Origin of the sequence: Mitsuaria chitosanitabida ATCC BAA-476 = NBRC 102408 (assembly GCF_001598255.1) — a bacterium.
Taxonomy (GTDB): Bacteria; Pseudomonadota; Gammaproteobacteria; order Burkholderiales; family Burkholderiaceae_C; genus Roseateles; species Roseateles chitosanitabidus.
Genome location: NZ_BCYP01000014.1, coordinates 1 through 24855, shown reverse-complemented (window position 1 = coordinate 24855; position 24855 = coordinate 1). Strand labels below are relative to the sequence as shown.

20 protein-coding genes are annotated in these 24855 nt (G+C 70.8%); 13 read left to right on the top strand and 7 right to left on the bottom strand.

The genetic code is table 11. From position 1 onward, the window contains the following. Nucleotides 1-9 precede the first annotated feature (9 nt). The 4 genes from MCHT01_RS08990 (at nt 10) to MCHT01_RS08975 (ending at nt 5099) form a co-directional block, all read left to right on the top strand. Nucleotides 10-621 (top strand): TetR/AcrR family transcriptional regulator, encoded by a 612-nt coding sequence (locus MCHT01_RS08990; protein ID WP_067064806.1) that lies wholly within the window; start codon nt 10-12, stop codon nt 619-621. Nucleotides 622-848: 227 nt separating this feature from the next. After that, nucleotides 849-1541, top strand: a complete 693-nt coding sequence (locus MCHT01_RS08985; protein ID WP_067064804.1) for a PEP-CTERM sorting domain-containing protein — start codon at nt 849-851, stop codon at nt 1539-1541. A gap of 16 nt (nt 1542-1557) precedes the next feature. Further along, entirely contained in the window at nt 1558-3471 is a 1914-nt protein-coding gene (locus MCHT01_RS08980) for a S8 family serine peptidase (protein WP_067064802.1), read from the top strand. After that, a complete protein-coding gene (locus MCHT01_RS08975) occupies nt 3468-5099 on the top strand; it encodes a hypothetical protein (RefSeq protein WP_067064801.1) in 1632 nt (543 codons plus the stop codon). The genes MCHT01_RS08980 and MCHT01_RS08975 overlap by 4 nt, the downstream gene beginning before the upstream one ends. On the opposite strand, the gene MCHT01_RS08970 is transcribed toward MCHT01_RS08975, so the two are convergent. Then, nucleotides 5081-6214: a DMT family transporter gene (locus MCHT01_RS08970; protein WP_369688610.1), complete on the bottom strand. Its 1134-nt coding sequence runs from the start codon at nt 6212-6214 to the stop codon at nt 5081-5083. The genes MCHT01_RS08975 and MCHT01_RS08970 overlap by 19 nt on opposite strands. Before the next feature lie 183 nt (nt 6215-6397). Here MCHT01_RS08970 and MCHT01_RS08965 point away from each other — a divergent pair, with 183 nt between their 5' ends. The 7 genes from MCHT01_RS08965 (at nt 6398) to MCHT01_RS08935 (ending at nt 14337) form a co-directional block, all read left to right on the top strand. Further along, entirely contained in the window at nt 6398-7261 is an 864-nt protein-coding gene (locus tag MCHT01_RS08965) for a LysR family transcriptional regulator (protein WP_067064799.1), read from the top strand. A gap of 185 nt (nt 7262-7446) precedes the next feature. Next, nucleotides 7447-8436 carry a tripartite tricarboxylate transporter substrate-binding protein gene (locus MCHT01_RS08960; protein WP_067064798.1) on the top strand — a complete coding sequence of 330 codons (990 nt, stop codon included), beginning with the start codon at nt 7447-7449 and terminating at the stop codon, nt 8434-8436. Nucleotides 8437-8552: 116 nt separating this feature from the next. Beyond that, nucleotides 8553-9713, top strand: coding sequence for an acyl-CoA dehydrogenase family protein (locus MCHT01_RS08955; RefSeq protein ID WP_067064796.1), 1161 nt, complete (start codon nt 8553-8555; stop codon nt 9711-9713). 10 nt (nt 9714-9723) lie between these two features. Continuing rightward, the gene (locus MCHT01_RS08950; RefSeq protein ID WP_067064794.1) at nt 9724-10917 is read left to right on the top strand and encodes a CaiB/BaiF CoA transferase family protein; all 1194 of its coding nucleotides are present in this window, start codon (nt 9724-9726) and stop codon (nt 10915-10917) included. Then, nucleotides 10914-11873 (top strand): HpcH/HpaI aldolase/citrate lyase family protein, encoded by a 960-nt coding sequence (locus tag MCHT01_RS08945; RefSeq protein ID WP_067064792.1) that lies wholly within the window; start codon nt 10914-10916, stop codon nt 11871-11873. Before MCHT01_RS08950 ends, MCHT01_RS08945 begins: the two co-directional genes overlap by 4 nt. Nucleotides 11874-11998: 125 nt before the next feature. Next, on the top strand, nt 11999-12877 hold the full coding sequence (locus MCHT01_RS08940; protein ID WP_067064849.1) for an HTD2 family dehydratase: 879 nt from the start codon (nt 11999-12001) through the stop codon (nt 12875-12877). Beyond that, on the top strand, nt 12874-14337 hold the full coding sequence (locus MCHT01_RS08935) for an MmgE/PrpD family protein (RefSeq protein ID WP_084452246.1): 1464 nt from the start codon (nt 12874-12876) through the stop codon (nt 14335-14337). Before MCHT01_RS08940 ends, MCHT01_RS08935 begins: the two co-directional genes overlap by 4 nt. A gap of 24 nt (nt 14338-14361) precedes the next feature. Here the strand turns inward: MCHT01_RS08935 and MCHT01_RS08930 are convergent, their stop codons facing one another. Both MCHT01_RS08930 and MCHT01_RS08925 read right to left on the bottom strand, forming a co-directional pair. Next, nucleotides 14362-15276, bottom strand: a complete 915-nt coding sequence (locus tag MCHT01_RS08930) for a LysR family transcriptional regulator (RefSeq protein ID WP_067064788.1) — start codon at nt 15274-15276, stop codon at nt 14362-14364. Between the two features lie 105 nt (nt 15277-15381). Next, a complete protein-coding gene (locus MCHT01_RS08925; RefSeq protein ID WP_067064787.1) occupies nt 15382-17604 on the bottom strand; it encodes a bifunctional diguanylate cyclase/phosphodiesterase in 2223 nt (740 codons plus the stop codon). A gap of 114 nt (nt 17605-17718) precedes the next feature. On the opposite strand from MCHT01_RS08925, the gene MCHT01_RS08920 reads away from it, so the two are divergent. Beyond that, entirely contained in the window at nt 17719-19569 is a 1851-nt protein-coding gene (locus MCHT01_RS08920) for a WD40/YVTN/BNR-like repeat-containing protein (RefSeq protein ID WP_067064785.1), read from the top strand. 84 nt (nt 19570-19653) lie between these two features. Here the strand turns inward: MCHT01_RS08920 and MCHT01_RS08915 are convergent, their stop codons facing one another. After that, on the bottom strand, nt 19654-20274 hold the full coding sequence (locus tag MCHT01_RS08915) for an FMN-binding negative transcriptional regulator (protein ID WP_067064783.1): 621 nt from the start codon (nt 20272-20274) through the stop codon (nt 19654-19656). 148 nt (nt 20275-20422) lie between these two features. Beyond that, nucleotides 20423-21199: a GNAT family N-acetyltransferase gene (locus tag MCHT01_RS08910; RefSeq protein ID WP_067064780.1), complete on the bottom strand. Its 777-nt coding sequence runs from the start codon at nt 21197-21199 to the stop codon at nt 20423-20425. A gap of 237 nt (nt 21200-21436) precedes the next feature. Between MCHT01_RS08910 and MCHT01_RS08905 the strand changes: the two genes are divergently transcribed. Further along, nucleotides 21437-22567, top strand: a complete 1131-nt coding sequence (locus tag MCHT01_RS08905; protein ID WP_067064779.1) for a serine hydrolase domain-containing protein — start codon at nt 21437-21439, stop codon at nt 22565-22567. A 404-nt stretch (nt 22568-22971) separates the two neighbouring features. Here the strand turns inward: MCHT01_RS08905 and MCHT01_RS08900 are convergent, their stop codons facing one another. Together MCHT01_RS08900 and MCHT01_RS08895 are read right to left on the bottom strand one after the other, a co-directional pair. Continuing rightward, complete coding sequence (locus tag MCHT01_RS08900; protein WP_067064777.1) at nt 22972-23724, bottom strand: arginine N-succinyltransferase; 753 nt, start codon at nt 23722-23724, stop codon at nt 22972-22974. After that, nucleotides 23721-24776, bottom strand: a complete 1056-nt coding sequence (locus tag MCHT01_RS08895) for an arginine N-succinyltransferase (protein WP_067064775.1) — start codon at nt 24774-24776, stop codon at nt 23721-23723. The genes MCHT01_RS08900 and MCHT01_RS08895 overlap by 4 nt, the downstream gene beginning before the upstream one ends. Nucleotides 24777-24855 lie beyond the last annotated feature (79 nt).

Here is a 24855-nt window from a genome sequence, read left to right as displayed (position 1 = left end):
TATCCCCGCATGCTTGTCACCTCCTCGCGATCGGGCCCCCGACCGGGCGGCCGCGCCGCCCGCGTGCAGGCCGCCGTGCATGCGGCCGTCAAGGCGCTGCAGGCGGAGATGCCGACCTCCGACCTCACCGTGCCGCTGGTCGCGGCGCGGGCGGGCGTCACCCCCTCCACCATCTATCGGCGCTGGGGCGATCTGTCGGCCCTGCTGGCCGACGTGGCCGTCGAGCTGCTGCGGCCGGACGGGGATCCGCCGGACACGGGGACCCTGCTGGGCGACCTCGCGGCCTGGTCGGAGCTGTACCTGGAGGAGATGTCGTCCGAGATCGGACAGGCGATGGTGCGCGATGTGCTGGGCGGCAGCACGCCGCCCTCGGCCGACGATCCGGCCTCCTGCCGCTGCCACGCGTTCACCGAGTCGCAGCTGGAGACCATCCTCGAGCGGGCCCGCCAGCGTGGCGAGCGCGGCCTGCCGACGGCCGACGCGCTGATGGACGACCTGATCGCGCCCATTCTCTACCGCCTGCTCTTCGCGCCGCGGCCGCCGACGCTCGAGTGGCTGCGGGCCCGTTTGCCGACGCTGTTGCGCGGCCCCGGGCAATCGGCGTTCCAGCGGAAACCCTGAGTCGGTCCGCTTTACACCCGGACGGCGTCCGCGCCGTGACAAGGTCCACCGTACATCCGACGGCAAGTGACCGATCGCCGCAAGCCCCGTGTTCATGGGGTGTTCCGGCCATCCCCCTAGACCTTGGGATCTCGCTGGCACACGTCATGCAACTTGATGACGCGTGCCGTACCGCACCGTGCGCCGAAGCCGGTGGGGCGAGCCCGCACCATCCTGGGAGATCCTGCATGTCCACGAGATTCAAGCGCTTCAAGAACATTTGGCTGCCGGTCGCGATGCTGGCCCTCGGCGCGGCGACGTCCGCGCAGGCCGCCGCGGTCTACAACGAAGGCGGCAGCGACGTGGGGGAACTGATCACCACCGCCGCGCCGGTCTCCGGCGCCGGCACCATCGATGCCATCCGCGGCACCCTCGGCGGTGGCGTCGACGCCGCCGACCTGTTCGCGATCTACCTGACCGCGGGCACCGCGTTCAGCGCGACGACCACGGCCTCCGGCTTCACCTACAACGCCTTCGACACGGTGCTCTTCCTGTTCGACGCCGCGGGCAAGGGCCTGTTCGCCAACGACGACGACGGTGACTTCGGCGGCTCGCAGTCGACCATCGCCAACTTCATCCCGTCCGTCAGCGGCCTCTACTACCTGGCCATCACCGGCGCCGGCTACACCCCGGTGAGCGGCGGCGCGGGCATCTTCCCGTCGCTGCTGGGCACGACCGGCAACGTCGCGGCCAACGCGGGCGCGGGTCCGCTGACCGGCTGGAACAGCGTCACCAGCGAGTTCGGCGATTACGAGATCGTCCTCACCGGCGCCCAGGCCGCGGTGCCGGAACCGGGCAGCCTGCTGCTGGTCGGCGCGGCGCTCGGCGCCGCCGGCCTGATCCGCCGTCGCAAGGCCGCCCCGGCCGCCGTCAACGCCTGACCCCGAGGAGCCGCCCATGACGACTTCCATTCGCCATCCCTTCCCCCGCCTGCGCGTGCTGAGCGCGCTGGTGGCGCTCGCCGCCTGCGGCGCCGCGCAGGCCCAGCACGCCCGTCTCGACGGCGCGCTGTCCGACCTGGTCGACCAGCAGCAGGTGCGCCGCACCGCGCGCCTGGCCGTGGCCAACACCCTCCGCGCCGACCAGGGCGCGATGACCGACGCGCAAGGCCGCGTGCTGGTCGACATCTACGTCCGGCCGGGCGCCTCGCTGCCCGGCGTGCAGGCCGCGCTGGCGGCCGCCGGCGCCGACATCACCGGCGTCAACCCCGCCTTCGCCGGCGGCGCGATCTCGGCCTACGTGCCGACGTCCGCGCTCAGCACCGTGGCCGGCATCGGCGGCCTGAACGTCGTGAAGATGGCGCACCGCCCGCAGCGCAACGTCGGTGCCGTGACCTCGCAGGGCACGACCGTGCTGCGCAGCACCGCGGTCAACGCGGCCGGCTGGACCGGCGCGGGCATCACCGTGGGCGTGCTGTCCGACTCCTACAACGCCTCGCCGCTGAGCTTCACCACCGTCCGCGCGGCCAACGACATCGCCTCCGGCGATCTGCGTCCGCCCAAGTTCGTCATCGACCTGGCCCCGTCGTCCAGCGCCACCGACGAGGGACGCGCGATGATGCAGATCGTCCAGGACGTGGCGCCGCAGGCCGACCAGTGCTTCGCGACCGCGTTCGCGGGCGCTTCGGCCTTCGCCAACTTCATCCGCGTGCTGCGCACCGACTCGCGCTGCAACGCGGACGTCATCGTCGACGACGTCTTCTACTTCGACGAGCCCATCTTCTCGGACGGCCAGATCGCGCAGGCGGTCACCGACGTCGTCAACAGCACCACGCTGGCCGGCAAGCCGGTGTCCTACTTCTCGTCGGCGGGCAACCAGGGCGCCTCGGGCGGTGGCGGCTCCATCGACATCCCGGTGGCCACCTTCTCCACCACGCCCACCAACCTGGGCAACGTCAACCTGGCCTCGGTGACGGCCTGCGAGGGCTCGCCCTCGACCGGTGGCACGGCGTCCGACGTGGGCGGCGGCTTTCTGGACTTCGGCGGCGGCGTGTACGCGCTGCCGGTGACCTATGACGCCAACCTGTCGCGCATGCTGGTGCAGTGGGACGACCCGTTCTATCAGGGCAAGGTCACGACCGACCTGAACTTCTACCTGATCGACAGCACCGGCGAATGCGTGTTCACGTTCGCCAACGACAACTTCGCGGTGGACAACGGCACCGAGATCGTCGGTCTGAGCGGCGGCCCGTCGGGGACCTACCGGATCATGATCGCCCGCACGAGCGCGGGTTCGAAACTGGCCTCGCGCGTGCGCCTGGTCAACGTGGAAGGGTGGGGCGGCCCGGCCTTCCAGACGCGCACCAGCCCGACCACCTTCGGCCACAGCGCGGCGGCGGCGGCCAACAGCGTGGCGGCCTACCGCTACACCTACACCGCGTCGCAGCAGAACCCGTTCATCCCCGGTTTCGAGTCCTTCAGCAGCCCCGGCCCGGTCACCATCGCCTTCGATGCGAGCGGCAACCGCCTGGCCGTGCCGGAGACCCGCAAGAAGCCCGACTTCGCGGCGCCGGACGGCGGCAACACGACCTTCTTCTACAAGAACTCGGACTGGGAAGGCGACGGCTTCAACAACTTCTTCGGCACCAGCGCGGCCGCGCCGCATGCGGCGGGGGTCGCGGCGCTGATGCTGCAGAAGGCCGGCGGTCCGACCCGGCTGACGCCCAAGCAGGTCAAGAGCATCCTGCAGACCACGCCGGCGGCGCGCGTGCCCCCGTACTCGCCCGCGGGCTCGGCGGCGGTGAAGAGCTGGAGCGTGTATGACGGCTTCGGTCTGATCGACGCGCAGAACGCGATCAACAAGCTGCCTTGAGCACGCCACGCCTGCTCGCGCTCGCCCTGTCGGCGGGCGTGGGACTGGCCCATGCGGGGGCCGATGCCGGGAATCCGGCCGCGGACCCCGCCGCCATGAATCAACTGGTCGAGGCGGTCAGCCTGGACGTGGTGTCCGAGGCCGCGCTCGGCGCCTGCGACGACCTGGGCGCCAGCAGCGCCGCGCGCTTGCGCGAGGCCTGGGTGGCGTGGCGCACGCGCCATCAGATCGCCCCGATGCGGGTGGTGCTGACCCGCGCGATGCAGCGTCGCAGCGGCGACCCGCCTTGGGACAGGATCGCGACGCCCACCCGCCAGAAGCTGCTCGACGCCCCCGATCCCGAGCGCGCCTGCGCCGCGCTCCCGCAGGAACTGCAGGACCCCGGGATGGACATCGGCGCGCGCTTCCCGCGGGCGCCAGGGGTCGCGCGCGCGCTGGTCCAGGCCAAGCTGGTGATGCCGCCCACGCCGCTGCCCGTGGCCACCGAGCCCGCGCGGGGCCAGGTCTTGCTCCCCACGCAAGTGATCGCGCTCACGGAGCGGCATGGGAACTGGCTGGTCATCTCGGAGGAGGCCGCGCGGCGCCGGCTGGGACCGGTCTACGTGAAGGGCCTGGTGGCCCGGGACCTGAGCCGGCCGGAGAACTTCCACCTCGTGCTGGCGCAGGGCGATCGTCGCTCGCCGCAGCGGATCGACCTGAAGTTCAACGCCGAGCCCTGGGTCGGTCGCGAGATCGTGCTGCGGGGCATGGTGACCTCGCTGAATCGGCTCTCGATGGACCTGGCGGGCGCCGCGCTGGTGAGCGATCCGTCGGGGCTGAGCCTGTCCCCGCTGCCGCAGACACCGCTGGCACGCCAGGCGGTCCCGATCCAGCGCGTGACGACCGCGCCCGGCCAGGGGCTGGGCGACCGGGACCTGGCGGCCGTCGTCGTCCACGGCGAGGCCAATTCCGTGCAAGGCACCCGCTGGGACGAGGACGTGCGATTCCTGCTGAGGGACGGCAGCGTCTATCGGCGCACGGAGATGCCGCCGGACCAGCTCGACGTGGCCGCCTCGCGCCGGCTGGAGCCGCAACGCTGGGGCCGATGGCGGGCCGCCGGCAAGGGCTACGAGATGCAGGCGCAGGACGACGACGGGCATCCCGCCGGCGACTGGAAGCCAGAGCGCCACGAGGCCGTGCGGCCGTGGCCCGCCGATGCGCGGCTGGCGGGCAGCTTCACCCGCTCGGCCTTCACCGGCAGCATGGTCACGGGTGGCACCTCGTCCACGCGCGGGATCCGCTTCACCCAGGACGGGCGCTTCGAGCGCAGCTTCACCGCCTTGTCGAGCACCGGCAGCCTGCAGGCCATCACCGGGACGGTGGTGGCAGGCTCGTCGCAGGGCGACGGGACGGGGAGCAGCCGCACCGGCACCGCGACCGTGGGGACGGGCACCGGCACGGTGGGCGTCAGCAGCGGGACGCGCGCGAGGGACGACGGGGCGAGCCGCCGCGGCCGCTATCGACTCGGCGGCTACGCGATCACGCTCGAGTACGACGACGGCCACAAGGAGCGGCTGCTGAGCTTCCCGGTCGACGACGCCAGGCAATCGGTCTACATCGGGACCGGGAGCTACGACCGGGAGAAGTAGCGCGGAGCGCTCACCATCAGGATCCCGGCGAGCACCAGGGCCCCACCGAGGAGGAAGGTCGGTTGCAGCCGCTCGCCGAGCAGCCAGACGCCCAGCAGCACGCCGAGCAGGGGCGTCAGAAAGGTCAGCACGCCCAGCGGCGAGGCCAGATAGCGCCGCAGCATCCAGAACCAGGTCAGGAAACTGGCGAAGGACACGACCACGGTCTGGAAGGCCAGATGGCTCCAGGCGAGCGCGGAGCCGTCGAAATGGGCCTCGCCGAGCAGATGGCTGGCCGGCAGCAGGATCGCGGCGGCGCAGAGCAGCTGATAGAGCAGCGTCTCGCTGGCCGGCGCCCGCGACAGCGCGCTGCAGCGGATGGTCACCGTGGTCGCGCCCCAGCAGACGCTGGCCAGCAGCGCGAGCGCGTCTCCGAGGATCGCGGCGCGACCGCCCGCCAGCGTGGTCAGCCAGACGGTCGCCGCGGGGGCGGACCGCGCGGCGCCGGCGTGCTGAGCGAGCTGCGCGCCACCGCCGTCATTGAAGAGGAAGGCCGTGGCGATGCCGCCGAAGGCGATCAGGATGCCCCCCCACTGGACCGGGCTGAGCCGCTCGGCCGGGATCCTCGCCTGCAGACCCAAGGCGGCGAAGATCGGCGCCGCATAGAGAAAGATCACCACGTGCGAGGCCTGCGTCAGCTGAAGCGCCTGGGACACGAGCAGGAACTCGAGCGCGAACAAGGTGCCGGCGCCCAGGCCCGCCCGCCAGCGCGATCGGGACGGACGCTCGCCACGACGCCACATCAGCAGGGCCAGCAGGGCGGCGGCGATCAGCGATCGCACCGCCACCAGGCCCATCGGGCTGGCCGATGCCGCGGCCGCCTTCAGCGAGATCTGCTGCAGGCTCCAGGTCAGGCAGAGCACCAGCATGATTCCGATCGCGCGCAGGTCCAGCGGACCGGGCGTGGCGGTGTCGCCTGGCGCGAGGGCGTCGCTCGCGGCCGGCGCGGGATGCCCGGGCGTCCCGGCCAGCACACCGGCGGAAGCGACCGGCGCGGCGCACGCAGCGGCACCGGGGCGGGCGGCGGACACGGAGGCCGAGACGGGCGTGACCGCGGGGGTGGACGTACTGCTCATGGGGCGCAGTCTGTCTCCGGAGAATTCTCCCGAAAATCGCATAATTCTCACGCCTGTCATTCGATGATCGAATGCATGCTTCGATCCCGATCCCGATCCCGATCCCGGCCGGCCGGCCTCTGGCCGATCGATCGGCGCTCCGGCGCGGACATCGGGGAACCACCCGCTTGAAACGGCAACGCGATGAACAACCTGCAACTGGATTGGCTGAAGTGCTTCGTGGCGACGGTGGACGCGGGCTCGCTGTCGGGCGCGGCGGCGGAGGTCCACCGCTCGCAATCGGCGGTGAGCATGCAGATCAAGAAGCTGGAGGAGGCGGTCGGGCACCGCTTGCTGGACCGCGGTCCCCGCGCGCTCGCGCTGACGGTCGAGGGGCAGACGCTGCTCGGCTACGCGCGGCGGATGCTGGATCTGGAGAGCGAGGCCCAGTCCGCGCTCAGCCAGGAGGCGGTGTCGGGCGTGGTCCGCATGGGCGTGCCCGACGACTATGCCCGGCGCTACCTGACGCCCGTGCTCAAGCGCTACGCGCCGCGGCATGGCGGCGTGGAGATCCAGCTCAGCTGCGAGCAGTCGACCTCGCTGATCCCGCGAGTCGCTGCCGGGGACCTGGACCTGGTGCTGGTCTCGCGCGACCACGCGCGTCGCGGCACGCTGCTGTTCCATGAACCGATGGTATGGGTCGGCTCGCCGCAATTCGACATCTGGTCCCGCGATCCCCTGCCCATCGCGGTCTACGAGGCGACCAGCCTGGGCCGCCGCAGCGCGATGGAATCGCTCGCCCAGCAGGGCCGGGCCTTCAAGATCGTCTACAACAGCTCCAGCCTCGCGGGCCAGATCGCGGCGGTGGAGAGCGGCCTGGCGGTGGCCGCGCTGACGCAGTGCAGCGCGCCGTCCCACCTGCAGCTGCTTGGCGCCGAGCACGGCCTCGGGCCGATGGCGCCGATGCAGGTGGCGGTGGTCCGCAGCACCGCGTCGCGCGGCTCCAAGGCGGTCGACAGCCTGCATCGGATGTTGCTGTCGACGCTGCGCGAGGGACGCGCGAGCTGATCCTCTCCCGGCCGGATCGCGCGCGCCGGGCGAGACCACCGGGCGAGGGACGCCCCGGGCGGCGGTGTCCGGTTTCATCCGCCTGAAGACCGCCTTCCAGAAACTGAAATTGCCGGCGGGGGCCGGCGCCATGAACATCTCGCCCCACGGGTCGGCACCTTCACGACCGCCCGACAGGAGACTTCATGAGCGTGTTCCGATCCCTGACGGCCGGCGCGATGTTGGCCGTGTCCACCCTGGCCGCCACGGCCCCGGCGCTGGCGGCCGACGCCTACCCCAGCCGCCCCATCACCCTGGTCGTGCCCTTCGCCGCCGGCGGTCCCACCGACGTGGTGGCGCGGGCCGTCGGCCTGGCCATGAGCAAGCAGCTCGGGCAGCCCATCGTGGTCGAGAACAAGCTCGGCGCCGGCGGCACGCTGGCCGCGGGCTCGGTCGCCCGGGCGCAGCCGGACGGCTACACGCTGTTCATCCACCACAACGGCATGGCCACCGCGCCGGCCCTGTACCGCAAGCTCCAGTTCAATCCGCTGACCGACTTCGAGTACGTCGGCCAGGTCGTCGACGTGCCGATGACGCTGCTGGGCCGCAAGGACCTGCCGCCGAAGAACCTCCCCGAGCTCATCCCCTACATCAAGGCCAACGCTAGCAAGCTCACGCTGGCGCACGCGGGCCTGGGCGCGGTGTCGCAGCTGTGCGGCGTGATCTTCCAGCAGGCCATCGGCGTGCAGCTCCAGACCGTGCCCTACAAGGGCACGGCGCCGGCCATGACGGACCTGCTCGGCGGTCAGGTCGACCTGCTGTGCGACCAGACCACCCAGACCACCGCCTACATCAAGGCCGGCAGCGTGAAGCTCTACGGCGTGACCACGCTGCAGCGCCTCAAGGCGATGCCCGAGACGCCGACGCTGGACGAGCAGGGTCTCAAGGGCTTCCAGGTGGTCGTCTGGCACGGCATCTACGCGCCCAAGGGCACGCCCAGGCCGGTGCTCGACCGCGTGAACGCGGCGTTGAAGGTGGCGCTCAAGGACGCCACGGTGCGCCAGCGCATGGCCGACCTCGGCGCCGAGATCGTCCCCGAGTCCAAGCAGACGCCCGAGGGCCTGCGCACCTGGCTCAAGAGCGAGACCGACCGCTGGGGCACGGTGATCCGCGCCGCGGGTGAATTCGCCGATTGAGCGCCGACCGAGCCACCGATCCCCGCATCGGTCCGGGTGCCCGCGGGCGCGCGGCCCGCGAGCCCGACCGATGCCGTCGCCCCCGGGCGACATCCCCCCGTTCTCAGGAGTGATGCATGTTCAATGAGCCTGATGCCCATCAGGAAATCCGGGACGCGATCCGCGCGCTGTGCAAGCAGTTCCCCGACGAGTACCACCGCCAGATCGACGAGGCGCGCGGTTATCCCGAGCAGTTCGTCGATGCGCTGATGGCGGCCGGCTGGCTGGCCGCGATGATCCCGGAGGCCTACGGTGGCACGGGACTGGGCCTGACCGCGGCGTCGGTGATCATGGAGGAGATCAACCGCTCGGGCGGCAACTCCGGCGCGGTGCACGGCCAGATGTACAACATGGGCACGCTGCTGCGCAACGGCAGCCCGGCGCAGAAGGACAAGTACCTGCCCGACATCGCCGCGGGGCGGCTGCGCATCCAGTCCATGGCGGTGACGGAGCCCACCACCGGCACCGACACCACCCAGCTCAAGACCACCGCCGTGAAGAAGGACGGCCGCTACGTCGTCAACGGGCAGAAGGTATGGATCTCCCGGGTGCAGCACTCGGACCTGATGATCTTGCTGGCGCGCACCACGCCGCTGTCGGAGGTGAAGAAGAAGTCCGAGGGCATGTCCACCTTCATCGTCGACCTGCGGCAGGCGATCGGGAAGGGGCTGACGGTGCGGCCCATCCCCAACATGGTCAACCACGAGACCAACGAGCTGTTCTTCGACAACCTCGAGATCCCCGAGGAGAACCTGATCGGCGTGGAAGGGCAGGGCTTCCGCTACATCCTCGACGGCCTCAATGCCGAGCGCACCCTGATCGCCGCCGAATGCATCGGCGACGGCTACTGGTTCATCGACCGCGCCACGCGGTACGCCAACGAGCGCGTCGTGTTCGGCCGACCCATCGGCAAGAACCAGGGCGTGCAGTTCCCGATCGCGGACGCCTTCATCGAGCTGGAGGCCGCCAACCTGATGCGCTTCCAGGCGGCGGAGCGCTTCGACGCCGGCCAGCCCTGCGGCGCGCAGGCCAACATGGCCAAGTACCTGGCGGCCAAGGCCTCCTGGGAGGCGGCCAACGTCTGCCTGCAGACCCACGGGGGGTTCGGTTTCGCGCACGAGTACGACATCGAGCGCAAGTTCCGCGAGACGCGCCTCTACCAGGTCGCGCCGATCTCGACCAACCTCATCTACTCCTACGTGGCCGAGCACCTGCTGGGCCTGCCGCGGTCGTTCTGAGGAGGCGGCGATGAGCACCCCGAATCCCCGTCCGCTGGACGGCATCAAGGTCGTCACGCTGGAACACGCGATCGCCGCGCCGTTCTGCACCCGCCAGCTCGCGGACCTGGGCGCCCGCGTGATCAAGGTCGAGCGTCCCGGCGTGGGCGACTTCGCGCGCGCCTACGACAGCCGCGTCAAGGGTCAGGCCTCCCACTTCGTCTGGACCAACCGGTCCAAGGAGAGCCTCAGCCTGGACGTCAAGCATCCGGCCGCGAAGGGCATCCTCGACGCGCTGCTGGCCGACGCCGACGTGCTGGTGCAAAACCTGGCCCCCGGGGCGGCGGCGCGACTGGGCTTGAGCTTCGAGACGCTGCACGAGACCCACCCGCGGCTGATCGTCTGCGACATCTCGGGCTACGGCGCGGACGGGCCGCACCGGGATCGCAAGGCCTACGACCTGCTGATCCAGAGCGAGTCCGGCTTCCTCTCCGTCACCGGGGAGGGGGAGGGCATGGCCAAGGCCGGCTGCTCGATCGCGGACATCGCCGCCGGCATGTACGCCTACAGCCAGGTGCTGGCGGCGCTGCTGCAGCGCGGCCGCACCGGGCAGGGCTGCCGCATCGACGTGTCCATGCTGGAGAGCATGGTCGAGTGGATGGGCTACCCGATGTACTACGCCTTCGACGGGGCGGCGCCTCCGCCGCGCGCGGGCGCGTCGCACGCGACCATCTATCCGTACGGGCCGTTCCCGGCGGGCGATGGCGGGACGGTGATGCTGGGGCTCCAGAACGAGCGCGAGTGGCTGGCCTTCTGCCGCGTGGTGCTGCGCGAGGAGGCGCTGGCCGGCGACGAGCGCTTCGCGTCCAACGCGGCGCGCAGCCAGCACCGCGAGGCGCTGCGGGCGCTGATCGTGGCGCGCTTCGCGACGCTGAGCACGGCCCAGGTCCTGGAGCGTCTGGAGGAGGCGCAGATCGCCAACGCACGGGTCAACACCATGCGCGAGGTCTGGTCGCATGAGCAGCTCCAGGCGCGCGGACGGTGGACCGAGGTCGGATCGCCCGGCGGCGCCATCGGCGCCTTGCTGCCGCCCGGCCGCACCGACAGCTGGACGCCGCGCATGGATGCGATTCCGGCGCTGGGCGAGCACACCGACGCGATCCTGGCCGAGCTCGGTCATTCGACCGCGCAGATCGCCCGGTGGCGGCAGGAGGGGGCGGTATGAGCGCGGCCTCGAACGCCATGGTCGGCGCGGCCGCCGCGCGCGCCGCGATCGCGCAAGCGCGCAGCTTCCTGTTCGTGCCGGGCAACCGCCCCGAGCGCTTCGAGAAGGCCCTGGCCAGCGGCGCCGACGCCGTGGTGCTGGACCTGGAGGACGCGGTGGGGCCGGATCAGAAGGTCGCGGCCCGTGAGGCGATCGCCGCCTTCGCGGCCATGCGCCACGAAAGCCGGACGCCTGAGCACGATGGCCACGAGGGCGATCGCGCGCTTCGCGGTCATTCGAGCCTCCCGAGCCGGAGCACCGCCGGCCTGCTGGTGCGCATCAACGCCTCGACGACGGACCTGGGCCGCGCCGACCTGGACTGGCTCGCACGCACCCCCGGCATCGTCGGGATCCTCGCGCCGAAGGCCGAGTCGGCCTGCGCGATCGAGACGATCGCGAACCGGCTGCCGTCGCTGGCGATCGTGCCCATCATCGAATCGGCCCGCGGCTACTGGCAGGTCCGCGATGTGGCGCAGGCGCCCGGCGTGGTCCGGCTCGCCTTCGGACACCTGGACTTCATCGCGGACACGGGGCTCCGCCCGGGCGACGACGAGCGCGAACTCGACCCGGCCCGCTTCGCCATCGCGATGGCCAGCCGGGAGGCGGATCTGCCGCCACCGATCGACGGCGTGACCGTCGAGATCCAGGAGGAGGCGCTGCTGGCCCGGGACGTCGCGCGGTCCTTGCGCTTCGGCTTCCTGGGGAAGCTGTGCATCCATCCGCGCCAGATCGACGGCGTGCACCGGGGCTTCGCGCCGGACGCCGACGAGGTGGACTGGTCCCGGCGCGTGGTCGCGGCGGACCAGGCCTCGGCCGGCGGCGCGGTGCGGCTCGACGGACGAATGATCGACGCGCCCGTGGTCCTGCGGGCGCGCAAGACGCTGGACCTGTACGCCCGCCTGCGCGGCGCCACCTGACCTGGGAGCCCCACACGATGACCACCTCCATGAGCCGCTCTGCCGCCGCCCACGACCATGATCACGACCGCGCGCACGCCAACGCCAACAACCACGATGCCGCCAGCCAAGGTGCCGCCGGCGGCATGACCGACGGTGTCGGTGCGGCTGATCTCGCCGCCGAGCTGCGGGTGTGGCAGCAATGGGTCGGCCGCACCGAACGTCGCGACGACCAGGCGAGCGCCGCGCCGCTGGCGGGCCTGTCGGCGACCCTGGACCGCGACGACCCGGAGCCGCTGCCCGGCACCGACATCGCGCCGCTCGCCCACTGGATGTACTTCCTTCCCCGCGTGCCGCAGCACGCGATCGGCCCCGACGGGCACGCCAGGCGCGGCGACTTCCTGCCGCCGGTCCCCTTGCCGCGACGCATGTGGGCCGGGGGACGCCTGGAATTCCGCCATCCGCTGCAGGTCGGCGAGGACATCTCCCGCAGCTCGCGCATCCTCAAGGTCGATGCCAAGCGGGGGCGCAGCGGGCCGCTGGTCTTCGTCACCGTCCGGCATGAGGTCGCCAACGGTCGCGGCGTCGCGATCGTCGAGGACCACGACATCGTCTACCGCGAGGCCGCCCGCCCGGGCGACGTCGCCCCGACGCCGGAGACGGCGCCGACGGACAGCAGCTTCGAGCGGCGCATTGTGCCCGACCCGGTGATGCTGTTCCGCTACTCGGCGCTGACCTTCAACGGCCACCGCATCCATTACGACCGCAGCTACGTGACGCAGGAGGAGGGCTACCCCGGCCTGATCGTGCACGGCCCGCTGATCGCGACGCTGCTGCTGGACCTGCTGCGACGCGAGCGCCCCGGCGCGCGGGTGAAGCGCTTCAGCTTCACCGCGCTCAAGCCCGTCTTCGACCTGCATGCCTTCGAGGTCTGCGGCCGGGACGAGGGCGGATCGAGATTCCCGCTCTGGACGCGGGATCACGAAGGACACCTGACCATGCGCGCGGAGGCGATCACCGAATGACCCAAGCTCGAGCCCACTGCCCATCCCCGACCGGCCTCCCGCAGGGGGCCTCGACCAGCGATCCCTCGGTGGCACGCCATGGCGCGCAGCCCGGACATCCGCCCAATCTCGCGCCCAGCGCCCAGCTCGCGGCCTTCGCGTCGAGCCTGCGCCACGCCGACATTCCGGCGGCCGTGCTCCGGCGCACCGAGGACCTGTTCCTGGACTGGATCGCCTCGGCGCTGGCCGGTCGCGGCGCCCGCCCCGTGGAGACCCTGGCGAGCTTCTGGTTGTCGCAAGGGCCGGCGACCGGTCCCTGCGACGTCCTCATCCATCGCCGCACCAGCAGCCCGATGGTCGCCGCGGCGATCAACGCCGCGTCCTCGCACCACGCGGAGCAGGACGATGTCCACAACGGCTCGGTCTTCCATCCCGCGACCGTCGTCTTCCCGGTGGCGCTGGCGATGGCGCAATCGCTGGGCCGCAGCGGACGCGAGCTGCTCGTGGCCGCGGTCGCGGGCTACGAGGTCGGCATCCGCGTCGGGGAGTTCCTCGGCCGCTCGCACTACCGCATCTTCCACACCACCGGCACGGCGGGATCGCTGGCGGCCGCGGCCACCGCGGGGCATCTGCTGGGGCTGGACGCGACGACCATGCTGCACGCCTTCGGATCGGCGGGCACCCAGGCGGCCGGCCTCTGGGAGTTCCTGCGCGATGCGGCCGACTCCAAGCAACTGCACACGGCGCACGCGGCGTCGACCGGACTGACCGCGGCCTGCCTGGCCGCCTCCGGCTTCACGGGCGCCCGCCACATCCTGGAAGGGCCGCAAGGCCTGGCGGCCGGCATGTCGACCGATGCCGATCCGCGTCGATTGACGGACCGGCTCGGCCAGCGCTGGGCCACGGCGGAGACCTCCTTCAAGTACCACGCGTCCTGCCGCCACACGCATCCCGCCGCGGACGCGCTGGTGCAGGTGATGCGCGACCACGCGCTGGGCCTCGACGACATCGAATCGGTCGTCGCCCGGGTGCATCAGGGCGCCATCGACGTGCTCGGGCCGGTGACGGATCCACGGACCGTGCACCAGGCCAAGTTCTCCATGGGGACGGTGCTCGCGCTCGCGGGCCGGCATGGCCACGCCGGACTCGGCGAGTTCGATGCCGAGCATCAGGCCACGGCCGTGCGGGCCTTCCGGGAGCGCGTCTCCATGGCGCTGGACGAGGAGGTCGACCAGGCCTACCCGGCGCGCTGGATCGGCAAGGTGGAGGTGCTCACGCGTGATGGCCGGCGCTTGCACGGGCGCGTCGATGTGCCCAAGGGCGATCCGGAGAACACGCTGAGCCGGGATGAGCTGGAAGAGAAGGCCTTGAAGCTCGGCGGCTACCGCGACGGGGCCACCGAGGCCGAGATGCGCGCGCTCATCGCCCGTGTCTGGGCGCTGGACGCGGACGCGCCCATCGGCCGCTGGCCCCAGGCCTGAGGTCCTCACGCGGCGACGCAGGCCCTATCGGGTCGCGTCGCCGCTGGCGTCGCGGGCGTCCGCGACCAGCAGCTCGACGAGGTCGCGTCCGAAGCTGGGCAGGCCCTCGAGGTCCCGCACGAGGATGTACTGCTGGCGCAGCGCCCACTCGTCCTCGAGGTCGACGATCTGGACGGCGAGATTGGCCGCGTGCCGCTTCGCGGAGGACAGCGGCACCACGCCCACGCCGACGTTGGCGTCGATCATGCGGCACACCGTCTCGAAGTTGCTGACCTCGATCCGCATGCGCAGCGTGCGGTTGAGCTGGGTGCTCACCTCGCGCAGGAAGGCGTGGATGGCGCTGCTCTTGTGCAGGCCGACGTGGTTGCAGTCCAGCGTGCTGCGGAAGGGCACGCGGGTCTCCGCGGCCAGCGCGTGTTCCTTGCTGACCACCAGCACCAGCCGGTCCGACCGGTAGGGGATGGCCTGCAGCGACTCCGTCCGCACCGGCCCCGCGACCAGGCCGATGTCGGTCTGGCTCTCGCAGACCGCGCGGACGATCTCCTGGCTGGGGCGCTCGTGCAGGTCGACGTCGACATCGGGATGCGCCTGCAGGAACAGGCGCAGCACCGGCGGCAGGTATTCGCTCAGGGCGGTGGTGGTGCTGGCGATGCGCAGATGGCCTTTGACGCCGTGCGCGTACTCCTGCATGTCGCCGGCCAGGTGCTCCAGCTGCGCCAGCACCGTGCGCGCGTGATGCACGAAGGCCTGGCCCGGCGGCGTCAGCGTCACGCCCTGGCTGGTGCGGTAGAGCAGCTTCGCGCCGATCTTCTCCTCGAGGTTCTTGATCCGCGTGCTGGCCGCGGGCAGCGACAAGAAGGCGGCCTCCGCGCCGCGCGTCAGGCTGTTGGCTTCGGCGATGCGGACCATGAGCCGCAGATCGGCAAGATCGAAATGCATGCGGGGAGGGCGCTGGGAGTGCTCGATGGCGCCGATTCTCACGCGGGGCGGCCGTTCGCGGGCGAGGCCGGCGTCGCGATCCGCCCAGTCGGGGCGGCGCCGCGTTCAGCCGACCTGACGCCGGCGCTTGCCGCTGCGCTTGGCCCGCAGCATGAGGTGGTCGGCCTGGCCGATCAGCTCGTCGGGCGTGGCGGCCTCGCCCTCGCGGGTCATCGCCACGCCGACGGTCACGCCCACGCGCACCTGCACGCCGGAGTCGAGCCGGATGGTCTCGCGGATGGACTGGACGACCCGGTCCAGGATCGGCTGCCAGCCGTCGGCGTCGACGGGAGCGAGCACCAGCACGAACTCGTCGCCGCCCACGCGGGCCGCGGTGTCGGAGGGGCGGATCGCGTCGCGCATGCGCTGCGCGATGACCTTGAGGAGCTGGTCGCCGGCTTCGTGCCCATGCTCGTCGTTGACGGGCTTGAAGCCGTCGAGGTCCAGGTAGCAGACGGCGACCTCCCGCCCGTCGCGACGGGCGGCGGCCTGCGCCTGGCCGATCCGGTCGAGCAGCAGCAGGCGGTTGGGCAGCTGGGTCAACGGATCGTGGAAGGCGGCGTGGGCCAGGCTGTCGTTGGCGGACTTCATGGCCGTGATGTCGACCAGCACGACGAAGAGCTCCGTCGGCGAGAGCGGCACCGCGCCGAAGTCCACCCAGACCATCTCGCCGGACTTCCTGCGCATGCGCAGCTGCGCGCGGTAGTAGCCCTCCTTGCGCAGCGCCTCGTAGCCTTCGCTGCCCACGCGCTGGTACTCGGCGTCGTCCCAGTAGACCTCGCGCACGGGGCGTCCCTCGAGCTCCCCCGGCCCGTAGCCGAGCAGGCGCTCGGCGGCACGATTGCGCCAGGTGATGACGCGGTCCCGGACCTTGGCCATCCCCACGAGATCGCTCTCCAGCATGGCGGCCTGGTCGCGCAGGACACGGCGCTGCTCCGTCACGTCGCGCGAGGACGAGAAGACGAAGAGGCTGCCGGCGATCTCCGCGATGCTCAGCTGCATCTCCACGTCGATGATCTGACCGTCGTCGCGGCGGTGCTGCACGTCGACCCGCTGCCGGTCGCCGGCCTTGATCTTGGCGAGCCAGGCGCGGATGGCGGTCTCGTCCTGATTCACGTCCCAGCTGGCGATGTGCCGCCCCAGCAGCCGGTCCCGCGTGGACTTGAGCATCTCCGCGAAGGAGTCGCTCATCTCGACGAGGTGCCCGTTGCCGTCGGTGATGTGGATGCCGTCGCCCGCGGTGCGCAGCAGCGCCTGGAAGCGCTTGCCCTGGGCGAGCAGGGCCGCCATCACCTCGGCCTCGCGGCGATTGGCGCGATGCACCAGCCAGGCCGCGCCGGCGGCCAGCAGCCAGACGCAGACGACCAGGGCCACGACCACGCGCACCTGCTGTCGCCAGGGATCGAAGAAGCGGTCGTTGCTGATGCCCACGAAGACGGTGAAGGGCCAGGGCTGCAGCGAGCGATAGGCGGCGGTGCGTTCCTCGCCGTCCAGCCGCACGCGCGCCACGAAATGCCCGCCCTGGGGCTGAGTCGCCATCGCCGTGGCCAGCTCCGGCGACACGGCGGCATCGCCCGGCTCCCCCTGGGTCGCGCTGCCCGGGGAGTAGCGCGCGACCAGCCGGCGGTCACTGCGCCGCAGGGACACGGAGTCGAGCGGCTCCAGGTCGTAGGCCTCGAAGTTGCGCTGGAAATGGGCCGCGTTCATGGTGATGTAGAGCACGCCGGCGAAGCGCCCCTGCTGGCGCAGCGGATGGACGAAGGCGATGCCCCAGTGACGCGAGACCCGCGAGGTATGCGGGCCGCCGATGATCGTCGTCGGCTCGGCGCTCTGCCGGGCTTCGCGGAAGTAGTCGCGGTCGGAGATGTCGATGGGCGGCCCCGCGGGCAGGTCGGTCCCCCAGCGCACGCGGCCCGCCGCGTCGGTGAGGCGGAAGCCCTCGATGCCGTCGAGCAGCGCGAAGCGGGCGCGCAGGACCTCGTTGAGCGTGGCGTCGGGCGGGGGAGTCGCGCTCGCCGTCAGCCGCTCGATCTCGGACGCGGTGGCGCGGATCACGCCGTCGACGCGCTCGATCTCCGCCCGGACATTGAGCTGGGCGAGGGCGGCCAGGCTCTCGGCGCGATTGGTGGCCTGGAGCTCGAAGGCGCGATGGGACTTGTCCAGCACCAGCCAGGCGAGGGCGGACAGGACCAGGGCGATGGCCACATTGATGCCGATCAGCCATGCCGCCGCCCGCCGCCGCCGGTGGGCGTGCGCGTCCATCAGATGCTGTTGATCGCTGAGCGGCATGGTCCGGGAGACGGAGGGTGAGGAAAGCTGGGCTGAATTTGAAGATACTTCGACTATTCGCGCCAGGGAGGGCGCCGCGAGGTGCGGTGACCCAGGACGCGACGATGATCTGTCATGCCATTTCCCACTCTGGATCGGCGCGCCCGCGAGGCGCGCCCTCATGCCTCGCCGCGCCTGTGGCTGGCCGCCTGCATCGTCGGCTCGACGGTCCTGCTGACCGGCTGCGGTGGGGGATCATCCGGTCCCGACACCCAACCTGAAGGAACGCCTGGCACGGCCAAGGCCACGCTGGTCCGCGTCGCCGTGGAGGCCGCGGGCACGCATTGCCCCGCAGGCGGTACCCGCATCGAATCGGGCCCTGACACGGATGCCAACGGGGTGCTCGCCGACGGGGAAGTGTCCGCGACCCAGTACGTCTGCAACGGTGTGAACGGGGCGGCGGGCAGCGACGGCAGGCCCTTGCTGGTGCGCGTGCGCGCCGAGGCCGCCGGCGCGAACTGCGCGCAAGGCGGCTCGGCGGTGTTGGCCGGGCAGGACGTCAACGGCAACGGGGTGCTCGACGCGGACGAGGCCGGCAGCGTGGCCTACGTCTGCCATGGCGCCACCGGGTCCGCGGGCCTCGATGCGCTGGTGGCGCTCGCTGCGGAGCCGGTCGGCACGAACTGCCCCTATGGCGGCCAGCGTGTGCAGTCCGGCGGCGATGCCAATCGCAATGGCGTGCTCGACGCTGGCGAAGTCACCAGCACGGCCTATCTCTGCAGCGCGGCGCCGGCGGACACGCGCTGGCTGAACGTCACCGGTCCTTCCGTCCAGGCGGAGTCGAACACGGGCTACCTGGCCAATGCGGCGGCCAGCGTGGCCATCACACTGCCGCTCTCGCCGGTCATCGGCGACTGGATCAAGGTCACCGGCGTCGGCAGTGGCGGATGGACCATCGCCCAGAACGCCGGACAGCGCATCTCGACGGTCGGGCTGCCCGGCGGCAACACCATCGACTGGACGACGGCGGGCTCGCCGACCGCGACCTGGTCCGCCGTGAGCCTGTCGACGGACGGCGCCAGCCAAGTGGCGGTAGGGGCGTCGGGCGAGCTCTACACCTCCGGCGACCGCGGCGCGCATTGGACGCTGCGTCTGACGGGACAGCCGTGGTCGGGCGTGGCCATGTCGGCCGCCGGCAATCGCCTCCTGGCCGCGAGCAATGGCGGGGCGCTGTTCACGTCGTCCGACGGCGGCGGGTCCTGGGTCAACGATGGCAGCAGTCGTGCCTGGAGCGCGGTGGCCAGTTCGGCAGACGGTCTGCGGCTGGTCGCCACGGCCTACCTGGGGCAGATCTGGACCTCCTCGGACGGTGGCGGCAGTTGGGTCGCCCGTGAGTCGAGCCGGGCCTGGCGCACGGTCAGCGCTTCGGCCGATGGTCGGGTCCTGGTCGCGGGGACGAACGGCGGCCAGCTGTATGTCTCCAGCGATTACGGCGCCTCCTGGACGCCGCGGGCCAGCGCGGCCTTCTGGTGGGGCACCGCCGTGTCGTCGGACGGCAAGCGCCAGTACGCGACGGTGGACACCGGGGCGATCTGGCGTTCCGACGACTTCGGCGTCACCTGGGAAGCGGTCTCCGCGAACCGCGACTGGCGCGGCATCGCCACGTCTTCGGACGGTCGCTATGTCGTGGCGACCACGAGTGGTGGCCTGATGTACGAGTCGGTCGACGGCGGCCTGACCTGGCGGGCCACGGCCGACGGCGGAGCCTGGTCGGCCGTGGCCAGCAGCGCCGATGGCCAGACCCTGCTGGCGAGCAAGTCCGGCGCGGGACTCTACGCCGGGCTTCGCCGCCCGACGACCACGCCGGGAGTGGCCGGCTCACTGTCCGGGGGGCAGGGCGACACCTTGCACCTGCAGTACGTCGGCGGCGGCCTGTTCCTTCCCATCAGCTTCGTGTCGGCGAGCCCGACCTTCACGGCGCGCTGAGGCCGGGCGCGCCTTTCAGCCCCGCGCGTCCACTCGTGCGCAGGGCTCGGTGGATTCCTCCACGAAGGCGTCCCCCGGGCCACCTCAACCGCCTTTCATGGCTCTGGCCAGCGCCGGATTGCCGCAGCGCTCCAGCCCGGAGATCGCGCCTTCGCGATCTCCGGGCTCTTGATGCTGATCGAGCTTGCGCTTGCCCTCGAGTCGCGTGATGCGGACTTCGATGCCGACGATCTGCCGGAGTTCATCGGCGATGAAGTCGGCGGGCGCGTCGCCCATCTTCCAGGGCGTCGGCTGACGCGATTCGTGCTCGCGCGTGAGGCGGGCGACGAGACCGCGGACGAACTTTTCGTCGTCTCGCACATGCACCGTCCCGTGGGCGTGCACCACCTCGTAATTCCAGGTCGGCACCTGGCGATGCGTCTCCTGCTTGCTGGGATACCAGTTCGGCGAGATGTAGCCCTGAGCTCCTCGAAACACCACGAGCACCGAGGCCCCCTCGGCGATCTCGCGCCAGACCGGATTGGCCCGGGCCACGTGCGCGGTCAGCGTGCCGAAAGGGCCGCCGTCGCTGTCCAGGAGGCAGGGGAGGTGGTTGGCGTCGAGGCCGTGATGGCCGTGCGTGACGAGCATGCCGAGCGGATGCTCACGCATCAGGCGGTGGAGCTCGGAGACACGGGATTCGGCGAATGGCGAGGGCAGGTACATCGCTGTACTCTCGCATTCTTTTCGGGGGTGGGTTTGAAGTCATGTCGGACATCGACAACGACGACCACTCAGGTGCCGCAGTGAACGGCGCGTCCAGGGTGAAGTCAGTCAGTTCTCCTAACCGACTCCTCGGGCAATTGGTGCCACCTCAGCCACCGACAAAGACCCGCCATTCCTCCACGACCTCGAATCCGAGAGATTCATAGACTCGACGACCGGCCGGCGTGCAGTGCAGGAGCGCGGTGTGGGCGCCATTCAGATAGGCGTCGCGCAGTACCGCTTGAGTCGCGAGACGCGCGTAGCCGCGCAGGCGATGAGTCGGGCGCGTCGAGATGTTGAAGACGCCGACGTGGCGATCCCGCATCACGCCGAACGAGGTCGAGACCGGGAGGCCATCCTCGTACACCAGATAGGCCGTCATCCCCGGCGCCGACAGCACGCCCGGCGTGCAGAACCGTTCGAAGACACCCGCGGGCGCCTCGTAACCGGCGGCCAGCGCGTCCCTGTAGATCGGTCCATCGTCCGAGGGGACGGCTCGAATCTCGATGGCGGTCGATGCGGGTATGTGGAGATCCTGCTCGCCAAGCGTCCTGGTCATGAACGGCAGCGGGAAGGACTTCGTCAGACCGCGGCCAGCGGCGAGTTGCTCGACCGCGGGATTGCTGCCTGAGCGCCGCAACTGAAGGCTCCACGGCACATCGGCGGCGCGGTAATCGGCCACCATCGCAGCCAGTTCCTCCAGGTGCGGCTCGGGCGTGGTCGCGATCAGGCCGTTGAGAACGGCCACGGGCGTGCCGGTCCGGTAGACCTTCGTCCCATGCGGGGCGACGTACACGCTGCCGTCAGGCTGAAGAAGACAGAATGCATTGATGGCGGCATGCCAGGCGGCGACCGCGTGATCGATGGGGGAGAGTTCAGGCGACATGGCGCGGAAGCGTAGCCGGCACGGCGCGTGGCCGTCTGTCGTTCCTGGGGATGAGGGCCCCCCAACGGAGGTATGAGAAGAATGAAGGCTGACACCAAGCCGTACGGGTTCCTGGAGTCGGCGAGACGCGATCCGCTTTAGCGACTCTTCATGTTCCGCTGCGCACACTGCCCGGCCTGAAGCAGCGGATCACCCTCTGAAGTCGACCACGTTCCTCATCGACCCAAGCGCTTGCCCATGACCCCCTTCCCACACCGCTTCGCCGTCGCGAGTCTTGTCCTGACGCTGCTCTCGGCCTGCGCCTCCTCCCGGGAGGAGGACTCGTCGACGCGCTCGTCCCCACAGCCGCTGCAGCAGCTGGTGGTGCAGTCCAAAGTCTGCGGCGCGGCCGTCGCCGTCATCCGCCAGCATGCGTTGCGGTCCGTGACGACGGCCTCGGGTTGCCCTGGCTGGGCGACACCCTCGCCGGACAGCCTGTTCCAGGCGGCATCGCTGGGCAAGCCGCTGTTCGCGTATGCGGTCTTGAAGCTGGCGCGGGAGGGTGTCCTGGACCTCGACGCGCCCGTGATGCGCTACCTGCCGCACGGATACCGGCATGCCTTCGATCCCCTCCGACCGGATCGCGACGGCAAGACCGACGACGTCGCCGATCCCCGGCTCGAAGCGGTCACGATCCGCATGCTGCTCCAGCACACCGCGGGCTTGCCCAACTGGTCGTCCGGACCGCTGCGCTTCGAAGGGACGCCCGGGCTGCGTTGGTCCTATTCCGGAGAGGGCTACGTGCTGCTGCAACGCGCAGTCGAGGCGATCATGAGCCAGCCCCTGGAGGCGATCATGCGGGACCGGGTCTTCCGCCCCTTGGGCATGACTCGCAGCAGCTGCGTCTGGACGCCATCCGTCCAAGAAGCGCTGATCCCCGGCGCGAAGGTCAATGGCGCCCCGCGGGAGGCATGGCCCTTGAAGCAGGGCGTCGCGGCCTTCAGCCTCTACACGACCGCCGAGGACTACGCGCACTTCGTCCTGGCGGTCCTGACTGACCGGGAGCTGCTGCAGACGATCGAGCTGGCGCCGATCGACGTGGATGCGGACTTGAACCTGGCCTGGGGCATGGGATGGGGCATCGAGCGGACGTCCTCGGGCCGGTATCTTTGGCAGTGGGGCAACAACCCGGGCTATCGCGCCTTCGTCATGCTGCGTCCGGCCTCGGGCGACGCGGTGATTCTGCTGAGCAGCGGCGAGGGCGGCTTGTCGATCGCGAAACCTGTCGTTCAGAACGCTCTGCCGGACGAGCACCGTGTCTTCCAGTGGTCAATGCTGCAACCCGATGGACTTGATCTGATGTGCAGATACGTCCTTCTGTGCTTGTGAGGTCGCGACCTCAAGGCGGAGCTCGGCTGGCTGCTGGCAATGCCGGCTGCGGCAGTGGAGACACATAATCCACATTGTCAGTCTTTCAGATGGAGGCTGAACGCACATCGCTGAGGTAGCCACCGATGACGAGCCGAATGTTCCGGACGGAATGCACCGAATGTTCCAAGCCCCCACCGCTCACGGCTGCTGAGCGACTGTCGGCGCAACCGCCGCAAGCGACCGACCTTGCGGGGTGCGGACAGTAGTCGCCATAGAACGGCCAGAAGAAGGTAACGCGCAATTTCGCATTGCCGCTGCCCGGCACGACCTTGGCGCCGCCCTTCGTCCACGTGCTTCAGCGCGCAACAAGTCGGCCTGGTCTGGCCGCCGAGGGCCTGCATCGAGCTTCGTCGTCCCTGCGATCAAAGCTGCCAGATCGGCCCGGCATCGTCGATCTTGACGTGCGCGCCCGGACGGAACCCGGCCGCCTGCAGTGCTTCTCTCGCCAGGCGAGCCGCCGGCCCCACCCTGCCGATGCAGGCGCGCGACGCGTCGTCCATCAGCGACGCATAGAGCGGCAAGGCAGGCAACAGCTCGGCGAAGTCACGGCGCCATTGCGGGCCGACGCCTGGGGCGTCGGGCTGCTCAGGCAGGAAGCGCGCGCCCAGGCCCCGCCAGAAAGGCGACAGGCCCTGTTCGTCGCGATGGCCTTGCAGATCCACGACCAAGCGCCCCTCGCCGTCGTGCGACTTCACGATGCTCGTGAGCACCTGTCGGAGCTTGAGCGTGCCCTCCTGCGCGTGCGGATCGACCGCCAGATCGGTGATCTCGCCCGCATCGCACAGGTCGTTGCCCAGCAGCAGGATCTGCTGCGGGTTGAACAGGCGCAGTTCGTCGGACAGATGCACCAGCTTGCCCACATGGAAGTGGAAGCGCAGCGCATCGCCTGACATCGTCCCGGCGGGCCCGCTCTCCCCGTGCGTGGCGGTCGCCGACATCGGCGGCACCCACCGCGCGCAGGCCAGGAGACGCTGCTCGTGCATCAACACGAACAGCGTGTGACCCGGCGCGAGCGACCGCTGCAAGGGCTCGCCCAGCTGATTGACCCAGGTGGCCATCGCCTCGCGCCAGTCGGCCGGCAGCAGGCCCGGGGTGTCGACACGTTCGACCTTCATTGCGCGCCCTCCTCGTCGTCGGTCGCCACGACGAGCGGCGCCACGTCCACCTCCTCGCCGGACTGCAGGCCCAGCCGCCGCGCGACCTCGGCGCCGGACCGCAGCGTGGTCGTCGACGGCCCCACCAGGCCCAGCGTGGCGCGGAACGAGGCCCGGCCCCCCGCCGCGACCAGATGCCACGCCGCCGCTGGGCCCGGCTCGCCGGACGTCACCGCCAAGCGGCGCGCCGCCCGCACCGTCGCCAGCTGGTCGAGGTGCGCGACCACCGTCGGCCCGGCGTCGAAGACGTCGACATAGGTGTCCGTCTCGAAGCCCTCGCGGAACAGGATCTGGAACGGCAGCTCGCCCACCGGATGCAACTGGCCGATGCTCACCTGCGCCGGCGGCGGCAGCAGGCCGACGTAGATCGGCGTGCGCGGCATCAGGTCGGCGATCAGGGACTTGCTGCGGCCCTCGCTCACTCGCTCCGCCTCCGGATAGCTCATCCTGAAGAAGCGCTCCCCCACCGCCGACCAGAACGGCGAATGCCCTTGTTCATCGGACACGCCGGGCATCTCCGCCGCGATGCGGGCACCCGCGAATCGATCCGCGAAGCGACGGATGAACAGCAGCCGCGCGCGCGACAGCAGCTCCGGCGCGACCGTGGCTTCGTATTCGGGCTCGATGTAGAAGGAGGTCAGCAGCGTCGCCCCCGTCAGGTCATGGCACAGATGCAGCGTATGCATGCGCCGCGTGACGCGCAGGCCGCGCGACCCATGGACCATGAACTCGTTGCGATAGCTGTAGAAGCGGTCATGGAAGCCGGCGCTGGCGGCGATGCCACTGCAGCCGACGACCCGGCCCGCATGCTCCAGCAGGAAGAGGTAGGACTCCTCGCCGCTGGCGACGTCCTCGGACTGGAAGGACTGCTCGGCATGCGCGAGCCGACGGCTCAGCTTGGCCGGGTCCTGCGGCAGCGAGCCGATGCCGTGGACGCTGCGCGCGGCAATGCGCTCCAGCGCGGGCAGGTCGGCGGACGTGGCCGGACGCAGCAGCAGTTCGGTGGGGTTCAAGCGCCCTCTCCTCGATCTTGGGGACGAGCGCCAGGCTCGCACGGGGTCATGGCGGACAAGACAGGATCGGCGGGCCGGA

Coding starts and splice junctions, on each gene's coding strand:
- MCHT01_RS08990 (WP_067064806.1), top strand. CDS start 10: ATGCTTGTCACCTCCTCGCGATCGGGCCCCCGACCGGGCGGCCGCGCC.
- MCHT01_RS08985 (WP_067064804.1), top strand. CDS start 849: ATGTCCACGAGATTCAAGCGCTTCAAGAACATTTGGCTGCCGGTCGCG.
- MCHT01_RS08980 (WP_067064802.1), top strand. CDS start 1,558: ATGACGACTTCCATTCGCCATCCCTTCCCCCGCCTGCGCGTGCTGAGC.
- MCHT01_RS08970 (WP_369688610.1), bottom strand. CDS start 6,214: ATGAGCAGTACGTCCACCCCCGCGGTCACGCCCGTCTCGGCCTCCGTG.
- MCHT01_RS08965 (WP_067064799.1), top strand. CDS start 6,398: ATGAACAACCTGCAACTGGATTGGCTGAAGTGCTTCGTGGCGACGGTG.
- MCHT01_RS08960 (WP_067064798.1), top strand. CDS start 7,447: ATGAGCGTGTTCCGATCCCTGACGGCCGGCGCGATGTTGGCCGTGTCC.
- MCHT01_RS08955 (WP_067064796.1), top strand. CDS start 8,553: ATGTTCAATGAGCCTGATGCCCATCAGGAAATCCGGGACGCGATCCGC.
- MCHT01_RS08950 (WP_067064794.1), top strand. CDS start 9,724: ATGAGCACCCCGAATCCCCGTCCGCTGGACGGCATCAAGGTCGTCACG.
- MCHT01_RS08945 (WP_067064792.1), top strand. CDS start 10,914: ATGAGCGCGGCCTCGAACGCCATGGTCGGCGCGGCCGCCGCGCGCGCC.
- MCHT01_RS08940 (WP_067064849.1), top strand. CDS start 11,999: ATGACCGACGGTGTCGGTGCGGCTGATCTCGCCGCCGAGCTGCGGGTG.
- MCHT01_RS08935 (WP_084452246.1), top strand. CDS start 12,874: ATGACCCAAGCTCGAGCCCACTGCCCATCCCCGACCGGCCTCCCGCAG.
- MCHT01_RS08930 (WP_067064788.1), bottom strand. CDS start 15,276: ATGCATTTCGATCTTGCCGATCTGCGGCTCATGGTCCGCATCGCCGAA.
- MCHT01_RS08925 (WP_067064787.1), bottom strand. CDS start 17,604: ATGCCGCTCAGCGATCAACAGCATCTGATGGACGCGCACGCCCACCGG.
- MCHT01_RS08920 (WP_067064785.1), top strand. CDS start 17,719: ATGCCATTTCCCACTCTGGATCGGCGCGCCCGCGAGGCGCGCCCTCAT.
- MCHT01_RS08915 (WP_067064783.1), bottom strand. CDS start 20,274: ATGTACCTGCCCTCGCCATTCGCCGAATCCCGTGTCTCCGAGCTCCAC.
- MCHT01_RS08910 (WP_067064780.1), bottom strand. CDS start 21,199: ATGTCGCCTGAACTCTCCCCCATCGATCACGCGGTCGCCGCCTGGCAT.
- MCHT01_RS08905 (WP_067064779.1), top strand. CDS start 21,437: ATGACCCCCTTCCCACACCGCTTCGCCGTCGCGAGTCTTGTCCTGACG.
- MCHT01_RS08900 (WP_067064777.1), bottom strand. CDS start 23,724: ATGAAGGTCGAACGTGTCGACACCCCGGGCCTGCTGCCGGCCGACTGG.